At 63.6% G+C, this 14,247-nt stretch carries 11 protein-coding genes; 1 reads left to right on the forward strand and 10 read right to left on the reverse strand.

What is annotated here, in order from left to right:
• Positions 1-53: 53 nt before the first annotated feature.
• From H0W47_RS02950 to H0W47_RS02995, 10 genes are all read right to left on the reverse strand, one after another.
• Entirely contained in the window at positions 54-3,698 is a 3,645-nt protein-coding gene (locus H0W47_RS02950; protein WP_296920480.1) for a molybdopterin cofactor-binding domain-containing protein, read from the reverse strand.
• Positions 3,695-4,186, reverse strand: coding sequence for a (2Fe-2S)-binding protein (locus H0W47_RS02955; protein ID WP_296920484.1), 492 nt, complete (start codon positions 4,184-4,186; stop codon positions 3,695-3,697). The genes H0W47_RS02950 and H0W47_RS02955 overlap by 4 nt, the downstream gene beginning before the upstream one ends.
• A 150-nt stretch (positions 4,187-4,336) precedes the next feature.
• Positions 4,337-5,077, reverse strand: a complete 741-nt coding sequence (locus tag H0W47_RS02960; RefSeq protein WP_296920487.1) for an ABC transporter ATP-binding protein — start codon at positions 5,075-5,077, stop codon at positions 4,337-4,339.
• Complete coding sequence (locus H0W47_RS02965; RefSeq protein WP_296920491.1) at positions 5,074-5,856, reverse strand: ABC transporter ATP-binding protein; 783 nt, start codon at positions 5,854-5,856, stop codon at positions 5,074-5,076. The genes H0W47_RS02960 and H0W47_RS02965 overlap by 4 nt, the downstream gene beginning before the upstream one ends.
• Entirely contained in the window at positions 5,853-7,751 is a 1,899-nt protein-coding gene (locus H0W47_RS02970) for an ABC transporter permease (RefSeq protein ID WP_296920494.1), read from the reverse strand. Before H0W47_RS02970 ends, H0W47_RS02965 begins: the two co-directional genes overlap by 4 nt.
• Positions 7,752-7,900: 149 nt before the next feature.
• Positions 7,901-9,076: an ABC transporter substrate-binding protein gene (locus H0W47_RS02975; protein WP_296920613.1), complete on the reverse strand. Its 1,176-nt coding sequence runs from the start codon at positions 9,074-9,076 to the stop codon at positions 7,901-7,903.
• 78 nt (positions 9,077-9,154) lie between these two features.
• Complete coding sequence (locus tag H0W47_RS02980) at positions 9,155-9,739, reverse strand: amino acid synthesis family protein (protein ID WP_296920497.1); 585 nt, start codon at positions 9,737-9,739, stop codon at positions 9,155-9,157.
• A gap of 34 nt (positions 9,740-9,773) precedes the next feature.
• Positions 9,774-10,415 carry an amino acid synthesis family protein gene (locus H0W47_RS02985; protein WP_296920500.1) on the reverse strand — a complete coding sequence of 214 codons (642 nt, stop codon included), beginning with the start codon at positions 10,413-10,415 and terminating at the stop codon, positions 9,774-9,776.
• Positions 10,416-10,437: 22 nt separating this feature from the next.
• A complete protein-coding gene (locus H0W47_RS02990; protein WP_296920503.1) occupies positions 10,438-11,346 on the reverse strand; it encodes a UPF0280 family protein in 909 nt (302 codons plus the stop codon).
• Between the two features lie 8 nt (positions 11,347-11,354).
• Positions 11,355-12,971, reverse strand: a complete 1,617-nt coding sequence (locus H0W47_RS02995; protein WP_296920506.1) for a 6-hydroxynicotinate reductase — start codon at positions 12,969-12,971, stop codon at positions 11,355-11,357.
• A 484-nt stretch (positions 12,972-13,455) separates the two neighbouring features.
• On the opposite strand from H0W47_RS02995, the gene H0W47_RS03000 reads away from it, so the two are divergent.
• On the forward strand, positions 13,456-14,229 hold the full coding sequence (locus H0W47_RS03000) for a ferredoxin--NADP reductase (protein ID WP_296920509.1): 774 nt from the start codon (positions 13,456-13,458) through the stop codon (positions 14,227-14,229).
• Positions 14,230-14,247 lie beyond the last annotated feature (18 nt).

Consider the following 14,247-nt stretch of genomic DNA (forward strand, 5'->3'; position numbering starts at 1 on the left):
TATATTTCCCAAAAACTGCCTCAAGCCCCCGTCGGACGGGCGGAACCAGCTATCTATTTGATAGCATTCGAACGTGCTCGGGCCACCGTGGCTGGCAGATCTTCCCACGCACCCCGCCCCGGCGCGTAACGGACGCGCATGTAGGCCGCAAGTTCCGCAATCTGCGCATCACTGAGGCTGTGGCGGAAGGCCGGCATGAAGCCGACCTGGGCCGACACCGGCTCACGGATGCCGTCCAGGATCACCCGCACCAGGTTGTCAGGCCGCGCGCTGTGCATCTTGCTGTTCAGCGCCAGCGGCACATTGGCGCCCAGCAGGGTCGGGCCGTCACCGTCGTGGTGGCAGGATGCACAGGCGCCGTTGAACAGGCGCTGGCCGGGGCCAGGCAGCGTCAAGCTTGTTTGCTGCGCGGCCAGCACCGCCTGGCTGGCGCGTGCGGCGCTCTCTGCCTCTGGCAGCGGCTGGTTGTACGAAGCGAGGTGCACAGCCATGGCGCGGACGTCTGCGTCCGGCAGCGCGGCCAGCTCTTTGACCACCGGCGCCATCGGCCCGGCGGCGGTACCGTGTTGCGGTGAATGCCCGGTACGCAAATAGTTGTAGAGCTGCTCACTTGTCCACGGCACCGGCGCGCGGGACAACGCGGTCAGCGCGGGCGCTTCCCAGCCCTCTACCATGGCGCCGCTCAGGAAGGCCTTGCCGCCGCGCTCGGCGCCCAAGGCATTGCGCGGCGTGTGGCAGGCGCCGCAGTGGCCGAGACCGTTGACCAGGTAGGCGCCGCGGTTCCACTCGACGCTTTGGGTGACGTCCGGCTGATAGGCCGCGGCTTCATGGAACAACGCATTCCATCCGGCCATCAGCGGGCGCACGCTGAAGGGGAATGCCAGCGTTGTTGCAGGCACTTCCGAGCGCACCGCCGGCTGCGCCATCAAATACGCATACAGCGCTGTCAGGTCCTCGTCGCTGGTTTTGGCGAATGCTGTGTAGGGAAACGCCGGGTAGAGATGGTGGCCGTCGCGCGAAATCCCCTCGCGCATGGCACGCTGGAAAGCACTGAAGGACCACAGGCCAATGCCGGTCTGGGCATCGGGTGTGATGTTGGTGGTCACGACCTGGCCAAAAGGCGTGTCCATGGCTAGGCCCCCAGCATTGGGCGCGCCGCCGGGCGCCGTGTGGCAAACCACACAGTCACCCGCTGCAGCGAGCTGGCGGCCGCGTTCAATGGTGGCAGCGGTGTAAATGCCCGCGCTGCTGCTGGCCACGGGAGCAATCGCAGGTCGCCAGCCGAGCAAGGCCGCCGCGATGCCGAACACGCTGGCCAGGACGGCTCCGCCGCGCCCCCAGGCCTTGCGGTTTTTCGGCCAGCTTGCAGTTACGGGCAAAGGATCGCCGGCAGGTTCAGGAGTCGATGGCAGGCGTGCGGGTTCGCTGTCGGGCGCCGGGTTCAACGCTGTACGTATCACTTCGGGCGTGAACGGCGGCTGGCGAAAACGCACACCGGTCGCATCAAAAATCGCATTGGCGATCGCCGCAGTGCCGGGCACCGATGCCGACTCGCCGGCGCCGAGCGGTGGCTCGCTTGGGCGCGCCATTGTCACCACCTCGATCATCGGCACATCGCGAAAACTCAGGATCGGATAGGCACCCCATTCGAGCGCGGCCACGGTGTTGTTGACGGGGTTCAAGGCCACCTGCTCGGTCAGGGCCCGGCTGGTGGTTTGCACCACATTGCCGTGGATCTGGTGCTGCACGCCGGCCGGGTTGATCAGCGTGCCGGCGTCATGGCCCACCACCACGCGGCGCACATGAACCTCGCCGGTCTTGCGGTTGACCTCCACATCAGCCACCCACGCCGCCCAGGCCGCGCCAAAACCCGGCCACTTGCTGTGCACATAACGCGCATAGGCCACGCCCTGGCCGTGCACAATGTCCTGCGCGCCGGCCTTGTCAGGTGCCTGCTGCTGCGGCTGCGTGTGCGGCTTCCAGCCCGCGCGCTCGGCGGTGGCGCGCACCAGTTCGGCGGCACGCGGCTCGCTCAGGTAACGCAAGCGGAACTCGACCGGATCCACACCGGCGGCAGTCGCCAGCTCGTCGATGTAGGACTCGTGCGCAAAGGCGTTGGGCAGCGCCGAGACGCCGCGCAGCCAGGACGCACGCAACATGGGCGCCATGTCGTTGACGCTGATGCGCAGGTTGTCGTAGTCGTAAGGCGGGCGGGCGCTGCGGTCACCCATCTCGTAAGCCTGGGCCACTGGTTCGATGGTTCGCGTCAACAGCAGCGCCAGGGTCGGCGAGCCGTTCGAGGGGTAAGACGTCTGAAAATCGTAGGCTGCGACCGAGCCGTCGGTATTCAGCCCGCCGCGCACCTGCATCAGCTGTGCCGCGCCCTTGGGCTCCCAGGCATGCTCCTGTTCGCGCGTGAGCTGCACCCGCACCGGCGCACCGACGGCGCGGGAGAGCAGCGCTGCATCGGCCGCCACATCGTCGGCGCAGTTGCGGCCATAACAACCCGCCGCTTCCATGCGGACAACGTCGATGGCGACATCGGCCAGGCCCATGAGGCGCGACAGGTCGGCGCGCAGTACATGCGGGTTCTGCGTGCCGGCCCAGACCGTGAGGGACTCTCCAAGCCAATCGGCGACGGCGCAGGATGGTCCGATGGAGCCATGCATCTGGTAAGGCCAGACATAGTTGCGCGCCATGGCCTGCGCCGCACCGGCAATGGCTGCGTCTACATCACCTTCATCTACCAGCCTGCGCTGCGTTGAGGGGTTGTCGCGGATGGCCTGCTCCAGATCGTCCAGCTTCTGCAGGCCCGGCCAGTCCTTCCACGTCACTTTGAGTTCGCGCAAGGCCTGCTCGGCGAACTCCTCACGCTCGGCGACGACGCCGACAAAATCGCGGATCACCACCACCGCGCGCAGGCCGGGGATGTGCGCAATGGAAGATTCGTCCACCGATTCCAGCGTGTTGCCGATGAAGTCGCCATGGTCCGCGCCGGCGTATGGCGGGCGCACGACGCGGCCATGCAACATGCCGGGCACCCGCATGTCATGCACAAAAGTCAACTCGCCGGTGACCTTGGCAGGGATATCCACGCGCGGCTGGGGGGTGCCGACGATGCGGTAGTCGACTGCGGGTTTCAGCGCTGTGTCGAGTGCCAGTGACAGTTCGACATGCTGGTTGCTAACCAACGCGCCGTAACCCACTGAGCGGCTTGCATCGTCGCGCACGCTGGCCAGGCCATCGCGCATGTCCACGGCACCTGCCTCGACGCCCAGCCGGGCGGCAGCCTGTCCCAGCAGCCAGGCGCGCGCCTGGGCTGCCGCAGCACGCAGCGGCGCCGCATGGATCTGGATGGAGGCGCTGGCGATGGTCGCGCCCTGGTTGGGCGCGCAGGCGGTGTCGCCCAACACCATCTTGATGCTGCCCATGTCCAGTTCGAGCTCTTCCGCCACGATCTGGCTCAACGCCGTCCGGATGCCGGTGCCCAGGTCCACGTGGCCGTTCAACGCCGTCACACTGCCGTCGTCCCACACCGCCAGCAGGATTTCCACACCTTCCAGCGGGTTCGCCGTGACCAGCGCGGGCTGGCCCGGCGCGGGCGGCGGTGGTGGTGGCGGTTCGCGCGTGACCAGCAACACGCCGGTTGCCGCATGAAAGCCGGCGCGCGTCAGTGGCCTGTCGGCGCGCCGTGTCATGAGCACGCCTCGCCCGCGTTCCGCATCAATTCGGCGGCACGCCGCACCGCCTTGAGGATTTCCAGGTGGGTGCCGCAGCGGCACAGATTGCCGGACAGCTCGCGGCGTATCTCTTCATCGGTCGGGTCGGGCTTGCGGGCCAGCAACGCAGCGGTCATCATGATCATGCCGCTCAGGCAGTAGCCACACTGGGCCGCCTGCTCGTCAATAAAACCCTGCTGCACCGGATGCAGTGTGCCCGGCGAACCCAGGCCTTCGAGGGTGGTGATGGCCCGGCCGCCCGCGTGCACGGCCGGAATCACGCAGGCCCTCGCTGCCACACCATCAACCAGCACCGTGCAGGCGCCGCATTCACCGAGGCCGCAGCCGTACTTGGGGCTGTTCAGGCACAGGTCGTTGCGCAGCACGGTGAGCAGGCTGGCCTGCGCTGATACGGGCACGGCCCGCTGCGCCCCGTTGATGCTGAAGCTGACCACCTGCAAGCTCATGATTACGCGCGCCTGTCGCCGGGATTCAAGCCAAAGTCAAGGCTGCGGCGAAGCCGGGAGTCTGTGAGCAAGACTTCCGGCAGGATTCTTCGCAGGGCGGTGGCGCATGAGGCTATCTCCTGAAAGGATGGGACGCCGGAACCCAGCGCGCTACACACTGAGGTAGGCCCGTCTGACTTCTTCATTGGCCGCCAGTTCGGCCATGGCTCCCTCATAGCGGATCTGGCCCTTTTCCAGCACATAAGCCCGGTCCGACACCAGCTCCGCAAAATGCATGTTCTGCTCGGACAGCAGAATGCTGACGCCCTGCGACTTGAGCTCGACGATCATCTGCGCCATCTGCTCGACGATCACCGGTGCCACACCTTCAGACGGCTCATCCAGCAGCACGAGATAGGGGTTGCCCATCAGCGAGCGCGCTACCGTCAGCATCTGCTGCTCGCCGCCACTCATGCGGCCACCCTGGCGGTCGGGCATCTCGCCGAGGTTGGGGAAAAGCTTGAACAGGCGCTCGGGCGTCCAGAACGGAGCCTGGCTGCCATCCGGCCAGCGGCGCGGCGGCTGTCGCCCCACTTCCAGGTTCTCCATCACCGTCAGGTCGGTGAATATGCGCCTGTCTTCCGGCACAAACCCAAGCCCCATGCGCGCCGCATGGTGCGGTTCGCTTTTTGAAATATCGGTACCAAGAAACGAAACACTGCCGCGCCGCTTGTCCAGCATGCCGATCAGCGTTTTGAGCGTTGTGGACTTTCCGGCGCCATTGCGGCCCATCAGCGCCACCACCTCGCCGCGCCGCACTTCAATGCCCACGTCGTAGAGAATCTGTGCCGCCCCGTACCAGGCACACAAGCCTTTGGCCTCCAGCAAAATTCCTTCTTTGGCAGTGCTCATGATGCGGCGTCCTTTTCCAGCGTCTTTTTCTCGAAAGTCTTGCCGCTGCCGAAATAAACTTCCTGCACCTTGGGATGATCGCGGATCTCCATCGGTTTTCCTTCTGCAATCAACCGGCCCCGCGCCAGCACGATCATGCGGTCGGCGTAGGCAAACACCACATCCATGCTGTGCTCCGTGAACAGCACGGCCATGCCACGGTTTATGACCAGCTGTTTGGTCAAGGCCATCAGGTCATTGCGCTCCCTGGGCGCCATGCCCGCAGTGGGCTCGTCCATCAGCAGCAACTTGGGGTTGTTGGCCATGGCCATGGCGAGTTCCACCCGCTTGATGTCGCCGTAGGCCAGCACGCTGCAGGGCCGGTCCGCCTGGCCCTTCATGTGGACTTGGTCGAGCAGCACCAGCGCTTCTTCGCGCTTGTGATCGGCCGCCCGGCGCCACATGGAGAACAGTTTGCGGTCCGACGACAGCAGGGCCATCTGGACATTTTCCACGACCGTCAGCGACGAAAACGTCTCTGCGATCTGGAAGGTGCGGCTGACACCCAGCCGCCAGATGTCCCGCGGAGCCAGTCCCGTCAATTCCTGGCCGTCCAGTTCGATGGAGCCGGCATCGGCCCGCAGTTGGCCATTGACCATGTTGAAGGTGGTTGACTTGCCCGCACCGTTGGGACCAATCAGCGCCAGCAGCTCGCCGGCGGCCAGCTCGAAGCTGATGCCGTCGACGGCCCTGACGCCGCCAAATGATTTGCCGAGACCGGCTACCTTGAGCAAACTCATGATTGCCCCTCTTTCGCGCCGCGCAGGCGCAGCAGCAGCTGTTTGGCAAAACCTGCGATGCCTTGCGGAAACAGCAGCACCAGAATCAGGATGATGGCCCCGAGCATGGCGCGCCAATAGTCGGTGTTGCGCGCCACTGTGTCATGCAGCCAGGTGAAAGTAACGGCGCCGACAATCGGGCCCACCAGCGTCTGGACACCGCCCAGGAGAACCATGACCAGTCCGTCGATGGATTTGCCGACATGCAGACTTTCCGGGGAAATGCTTCCTTTGGAGAATGCATACAGCGCGCCCGCCAGTCCCGCGAAGGTGCCGGCGATGACAAAAGCCACCCATTGGATGCGTTTGACGTCGATACCGATGGCGTCGGAGCGAAGCACCGAATCGCGCGCAGCACGCATGCCGTAGCCGAAAGGGGAATAAAGCATGCGATGCATCAACAACACTGTGCCTGCGACCAGCGCGAGCGTCAGGTAGTAATACATCTTCTTGTCAGCCAGCCACTCCGACGGCCAGACACCGGTGAGCCCGTTGCTGCCACCGGTAAACGCATCCCACTGGTAGCAGATGGCCCAGGTGATCTGCGCAAACGCCAGGGTCAGCATGGCCAGGTACACACCCGAGAGGCGCACACAGAACCAGCCGTAAATGAGCGCACCGATGGCGGCCAGTGCAGGTGCGACGACCAGCGCCATCCCCATCGGCAGGTCCAGGCTGCGCACCAGCAGGGCGGCCCCGTAGGCCCCCAAGCCGAAATAGGCCGCGTGACCGAAGGAATGCATGCCGGCCGGGCCCATGATGAAATGCAGGCTGGCCGCAAACAGCACGGCCACCAGCAAATCAATCAGCAGAACCGTGACATAAGGCGACTGCGCGGTCAGCACAGGCATCAGGGCAAGCAGGGCCAGCAGGGCCGCGCCGCCCCAGGTGTAGAGGCGATCAGGCGGCCGCAGCGGCTCCTCGGCCGTTCCGGCATGGCGGCTGGGCGCCTGTGGCCGGCCGAACAATCCCCAGGGCCTGGCCACCAGAACCACGGCCATCACGAGGAACTCCACCACCAGCGTCAGTTTGGAAAATGAAATGCTGACGCCCCAGATTTCAATCAAGCCCAGCCAGATGCAGATCGCCTTCAGCTCGGCGATGAGCAGGGCAGCCACATAAGCGCCGGGAATCGACCCCATGCCACCGACCACCACCACGACAAAGGCGGCTCCGATGATGTGGAGATCCATGTCCAGGTTGGCCGGCTCACGCGGCAGCTGCAAGGCCCCGCCCAGCCCAGCCAGCAGCGCACCCAGGGCAAATACCGCTGTGAACAGCCAGGCCTGGTTGACTCCGAGCGCGCTGACCATCTCCCGGTCTTGTGTGGCAGCGCGCACCAGCGTGCCCCATCGGGTTTTGGTCAGCAGCAGCCAGAGCAGGCCAAGCACCACCGGACCGGCAACGATCAGGAACAGGTCGTATGCGGGGAATTGCCGACCCAGGATGGCGACCGAGCCTGTCAGCCCGGGTGCCCGCGGGCCCAGCAACTCTTCAGGCCCCCAGAACCACAACACGCCGTCCTTGATGACCAGGCCCAGTGCAAATGTCGCCAGCAACTGGAACAGCTCGGGGGCGCGGTAAATCCTGCGCAGCAGCAGGACTTCCACCAGCGCACCGAGCACCCCTACCGCGAGCGCAGCAAGCAACAGGGCCGGCCAGAATCCGATGATCCCGCCAAGGTTGGCCACCAGGGAATAGGCCACATAAATGCCGACCATGAAAAACGAGCCGTGTGCAAAGTTGACGATACGGGTGACACCGAAAATCAGCGACAGTCCTGCGGCCACCAGAAACAGCGACGATGCTCCGGCCAAGCCATTAAGCAACTGGACGACAAAACCTGAAAAGCTCATGAGCTACCCTTTGTATGCGGGAGGAAAGCCACTGGCAGACGCTTGCGCAGGCCAACGGCCTGTTGCCAACACCCACCGCTTGCAAAGCCCGGCCGGCACCCGCGCGCATGGCACGGGACCGAACTGGGCTCGGCCGTACGCCAGCCTGCTTAATCGGCGGGACGCAGCTTCTTGACTTCTGCGGCCGTCGGCTGGAACTTCGCGCCATCCATGTAGCGGTAGTCGACCATCACGCCTTTGCCGCCATCGTTTTTTGTGCGCCCGACATAAGCGCCCATGGTGGACTGGTGGTCTTCGGTCCGGTAGACGACGGGGCCAAAAGGCGTGGTGACTTTCAGGCCGCGGAAGGCGGCAATCATTTTTTCCGTGTCAGTGGACTTGGCCTTCTTCATGCCCTCGGCCAGCGAGATGATGGCGCTGTACCCCACGACCGAACCGAGGCGTGGATAGTCCTTGTACTTGCCGTGGTAAGCGAGGAAAAAGGCCTTGTGCTCAGGCGTCTGGACACCGTACCACGGGTAGCCGGTCACAAGCCAGCCGTTGGGCGTCTCGTCTTTCAGCGGATCCAGGTACTCGGGCTCACCGGTCAGCAGGCTGACGACTTCCCGCCCCTGAAACAGCCCGCGCGTATTTCCCTCACGCACAAACTTGGAGAGGTCGGCGCCGAAAAGCACGTTGAAGATCGCATCTGGTTTGGCATCGGCCAGGGCCTGCACCACGCTGCCGGAGTCCACCTTCCCCAGCGGGGGCGCCTGTTCGGCCACAAACTCCACATCAGGCTGCGCCTCCTTGAGCAGCTTCTTGAAGCTGGCTGCGGCGGACTGGCCATACTCGTAGTTGGGATACACCACAGCCCAGCGCTTTTTCTTCATGGCCGCAGCATCGGGCACCAGCATGGCCACCTGCATGTAGGTCGAAGCGCGCAGGCGGAAGGTGTAGCGGTTGCCGTTTTGCCAGACGATCTTGTCGGTCAGCGGCTCTGCGGCGAGGAAGAAGAATTTTTTCTGCTTTGCGAAATCCGTCAGCGCCAGCCCGATGTGCGAGAGGAAGGAGCCCGTCAGGACATCCACCTTTTCACGTGAGACCAGCTCTTCAGCGGCCCGCACCGCATCGCCAGGGTTGGCATTGTCGTCGCGAACGATCAGTTCGATTTTTTTGCCGTTGACGCCGCCGGCCGCATTGATTTCCTCAACCGCCAGCTCCATGCCTTTTTTGTAGGGTTCGAGGAAGGCGGGTTGCGCTTTGTAGCTGTTGATCTCGCCAATCTTGATGACCCCCTGCGCATGGGCCACCCCCATCGAGGCGACCAGACCCAGAACAGTCATGCTGCCCAGTATTTTGTATTGCATCTTCATAAGAACTCCTGCTTGTCGTGGACCGGAAAGGGTGGTGAAGCGGCCCGTCTAGCGGAGCCCGTCTTCACCCTGGATTTCGTGGAGCTGCAAGCCGCCCACGCGCGGCAAAGGTCGGCCGCTGTCTGTCACAACAACAGCGACCACAATCTCATTGGCCCGGGGCGCATCCGCCACACGGGCTTCCATCGCATCGAAATGGCTGCGCACAAAAGCCGCGTCCTTGTGCCCAAGCGGCACATCAATCGCAGTGCCCAGTCCACCGCGCTTTTTACTTGAGGGCACCAGGGCCGCGCCTTTTTCGACAGCCAGACGCAGCGGCGCGCCCAGCTTGGGGTGCAGAATGGCCGCAGCATGCTCGATCTCGCCGGCCTCGCCAACAATGGCGGCCTTGCCGTAACTCTGTGCTTGGCCGGGGGCGATGCCCAGGGCCTGCACGCATTTCTGGCCCAGCAACGCACCCAGTTCTTCGCCGATGGCGATCAACTCGTCCAGGTTCTCCTGGTAAACGCCGGCAAACGGGTTGGCGATGACAGCCATGGCCAGCGCCCGGCGTGTCGGCGGATTGACCCGCTGGCCCATTTCCATGTGGGTTTCGTCGACCTGGACGATGATCTTGCGAATGTTTGCTGTCATGTGTTTTCCTTGTACATCTTGCGGCGCCGCCGCTTCAGCGCAGGCCGTCCCACTTGCTGATTGCGCCCGCAGCGAGGCCGCCAACCCGGGCGTGGACGCGCGGGCCGGTGCTCATCGCCAGGATAAAAACGATTTCATCAGCCAGCGGTGCACCTGGAACGCGGACTTCGATGGCGTCAAAATGGCTGCGCACGTAGGCGGCATTGATGTGGGTCATGGGCACGTCCAGCGCCGCCCCGGGGCCGCCCACCTTTTTGGTCGAAGGCACGATGGACAGGGCATTGCCAGGGCGGCCGGATTTCCCCTCGCCCTGCCCCTTGGCATAGGCAGCGGCATCGCCCTTCCAGCCCAGCAGCTCACGCATGGCGTAGCCTCCCGGTACATGCCACAGCGCGCCGTGTTCGAGTTCACCGGCGGCACCAATGATGGCCCCTTTGCCGTAGCCCTCGATGCGTTCGGTGGGCACATCCATGGCCGCGAGCAGCTTGCGCGCCATCGCCAGCCCAACCGGATCCAGCGCCGCCATCATCGGCAGGATCTCGGGCTCATAACGACCGGCAAAGGGATTGGTCAGCACCACACCGACCGCACCGCGCAGCAGGGGCAGGGCAGCCACCGGCCCGAATTCGTGCCGGATCTGCTCCACGTGCGTGAAGATGCGTCGTATTTCAATCATCGCTGTGTGCCCATCTGTTTCATTAAGCAAATACCGAACCAAGTTGCTGGCTGCTGCAGTGATTTTCTGGTGTTCCCATGGCCGCAGTATCGGTGCTGGCAATCTGATTCTGACAAATCAGCACAGCCGACCAGATCAGACCGGCTGCGCGCAGCGTCTGCGCACGCTTGAGACCCGCGCGCAAGGCCTGCTGCACCAGCACCGGCTCCAGTGGTGGAACCTCTACCGTGACCAGCAAGTCACCCAGGTCGGAGTCGTCCTTCAACTGACACGCTGGACGGCGCTGGATTCGGGGATCAGCCAGGTTGACGGCATTGGCAATGACAGTGGCGGCCGCGTCGGCTTCAGACGCCGTGCCGGCCAGCACCGTCACGCTGTCGGCAATGCCCAGTGAGAAGCTCCTACCACGCCAGCCGCTGGTGGCCACACCGCGCACCGGCAGCTGGTTGGAAATTTCAAACTGTCCATCCGTACAGATGCCGCCGCGCAACTCGTCGACATCCAGTCGCGCCAGATCGGCATACAGGCCGACCCGCACCGATTGCGAAGGTGCCAAGTGCAGCGCAATGTCTCCGCCGTTGTTGACCCAGGCCCGCGCCACGCCGGCGGTGCAATAGCAGGCTATCAGTTCCTGCGCCACGGCGCCGGCCACCGCAGCCATCGGAGTGATGAAACTGTTCTTGTACGGCTGGCAGGCTCGCCACATGCGTCGCGCAACCGGGCCGCGTAGTGGACAGCCGCCCTGCACCGGAAGCCGAAGGAGCGGAAGTTCTTCCACGAGCTCGCCCAGAATGCCGCGAAAACGCAGCCACGCATCTTCATGGGCTTCTTCTACGGACGCAGGGGCTCCACTGGCACCAAGCACCACATCCATAGGACCGTGCTGCAGATGCCAGCGGCCATCAGGCAAACGTGTGCGTTGGGCGTCCATGCGGATCACTAACCGAGGAGGGGTTGACGCGCCAGCGGCCAGGGGTTGGCGGCAGGCCGTGCTGACCACTGCAGTGACGATGGCGCGCCTTCGTTGTGCCAGGCACCGCGGGACAAGGCCTCTTCCAGCGTGCGCACATGATCCATGTGACCACCCAGCGCGCGGTAGTCCTCCAGCTTCATGCTGAATTCGATTGGCGCGACCACGGCCGGCGTGGGTACGGTGCCAAAACTGTTGTCCGGCATGCGCATGACATCGACCATGATGGTGATGCCTCCGCCCGGCCAGACATAGGCCGGCGCGCCGCCGCAGGTGACATTGACCAGCGCACTCTTGATGGCCCGCGTCAGCAGCACCGGATTTTCTGTCACGCCCGCGCGCAGGCTGCCGCCCGCGCCACCGAGGAACAGCACGGTGGACAGCGAAGGCTCGCAGTTTTCACCGATACGCTCGACGACCAGTCGAACCTCGTCAGGCATGTCCTGCTCGACGGGCACCAGCTCTTCATTGAGCACATACCAGTTCGCATGCTCGCCGGTGGTGGACGTCATCAGCAGGCGCAGGCCGGGCCAGGCGCCATCGGTGTCCCAGCCCTCGATGATCGACAAGGGATCGGCAATGTCGGTGCCGCCCCAGCCGGTTCCCGGATTGGCCACCTGAAAGTAGCGGCCTGGTGTCGATTTGCGGCCACGCATCCGGATGCCCGAGGCGCGCATGTCCAGGCAGCGGCCCGCCTGATGCTCGGTCAGCACGCCCGTGATGTGATCGTCCACCACCACCACTTCGTCGGCTTTGCCGAACAGCTGTTTCGCAAAAATGCCTATGGTGGCGGAGCCGCAACCCACACGCATGCGTTGCTCCTCGACCCCGTTGACGATGGGCGCGCGGCCAGCCTGGATGACGATCTGCGAGCCCCCGTCAATGGTGAACTCCACCGCCTTCTTGTTGCCCAGCGATTGCATCATGTCCATGGTGACGCGGCCTTCCTTCTTGCTGCCGCCGGTCAGGTGGTGCACACCCCCCAGTGACAGCATCTGCGAGCCGTATTCCGCCGTCGTCACATGGCCGACCACCTCGCCCTTGCAGCGCACATTGGCCTGTTCGGCACCCAGGAACCGGTCGGTGTCTATCTTCACCTTGAGGCTGCAGTAGCTGAAGATGCCTTCGGTCACCACCGTGACCATGTCGACGCCGTCCACCTTCGAGCACACGATAAAGGGCGCGGGCTTGTAGTCGGGGTAGGTGGTGGAGGAGCCGACCCCTGTCACAAACACCTCGTCCGCCAGCAACAGATCGCCGCTCCATGATGACGGGGCGGGCTGAATTTCGGGGCCATTAGCAAGCGCCGGCCGGCCGGCGAAGGCCACCACCTTGGCTTCGGTTTTCAACAGACTGCGGCGCAGCAACAACACCGGATCGGTACGGACCAGGGCGCCGCCGCTGTTGGCGTAGCGATCACAGGCACCGGTGCGGCCATCGGAAATCTGGCACAACACCGGGCAGGCGTTGCACTCGACTTTTTCACCGTTCATGCGCTCGTTGCGCGGCCTGGCCTTTTCCAGCACCTGTGCAAAGGCCGGCGCATCCATGCCCGGCAGGCCATCCGTCTTGGTATGTTCCGTCATCGTGTTCGCCTCTTGTCGCGTCAGACTCGCCATCGTGGTGCATCAACACCAATGTAGTGCGCGCTTAATTTAAATGTTGTATTTGCTACATTTGAAGTCAATGTAGCGCAGGGAAATTTGCAAAGCAATAGTATTTGCACGCTTGCCTGAATATTTATTTCAATGATGTTGCAATCACTTAATTTTCATGTTGCATTTGCTACATCAATATGGCACATTTGCATCTGCCCGGCCGTTGTCGCTGCCGGCCGCACCGCTAAAAGGACCCACGTGACCCCTGTCATGACCGCCTCCTGCATCCACCCCAAATACCCGGATGGTGTCGACTCCGGCACTCTCCTGAAACCCGGCATCCGACCGCTGCGGGCCGCTACCCTTGTCGCAGAGGCGGCACAATGGCGGGGTAAACCCGGCAAGCGGAGGGTCCTGGATCCCGCGCTGCCGGCTCATCACAACTGATTGCAACTTTCCAACCTTCATCACCATGAGCGCCTTCAACGAAGAAACCGTCTTGTCCGTCCACCACTGGACCGACAAGCTGTTCACGTTCACCACCACCCGCGACACTTCGCTGCGCTTTAGCAACGGCCACTTCACCATGATCGGTCTGCGCGTCAATGACAAGCCCCTGCTGCGCGCCTACAGCATCGTCAGTCCCAATCACGAGGAACACCTGGAGTTCCTCAGCATCAAGGTGCCCGACGGCCCGCTGACCTCCCGCCTGCAGCACATTCAGGTCGGCGACAAGATCATCGTCGGGCGCAAACCCACCGGCACACTAGTGATCGACTACCTGCTGCCCGGCAAACGGCTGTACCTGCTGTCTACCGGGACTGGCCTGGCGCCCTTCATGAGCATCATCCGCGACCCGGAAACCTACGAGCGTTTCGAGCAGGTGGTGCTGGTCCACGGTGTGCGCCAAGCTGACGAGCTGGCCTACCACGACTTGGTGGTGGAGCACCTGCCCCAGCATGAGTTTTTGGGTGAGCTGATTTCAAAACAGCTGCTTTATTACCCCACGGTCACGCGCGAAAGCTACCGCAACATGGGCAGGGTCACCGACTTGATGGAAAGCGGCAAGATGTTTGAAGACCTGAAACTGCCGGCGCTGGACTCGGGCAGCGACCGTGTGATGATTTGCGGCAGTCCGGCCATGCTGAAGGACCTGAAACACATGCTGGAGAAAAAAGGTTTCCATGAGGGCAACACTTCCAAACCCGGCGACTTCGTCATTGAACGAGCTTTCGCAGATCAGTGACTATGGCCCCAACGCTCG

Origin of the sequence: Polaromonas sp. (assembly GCF_013817205.1) — a bacterium.
In the GTDB taxonomy this organism is placed as follows: domain Bacteria; phylum Pseudomonadota; class Gammaproteobacteria; order Burkholderiales; family Burkholderiaceae_C; genus Polaromonas.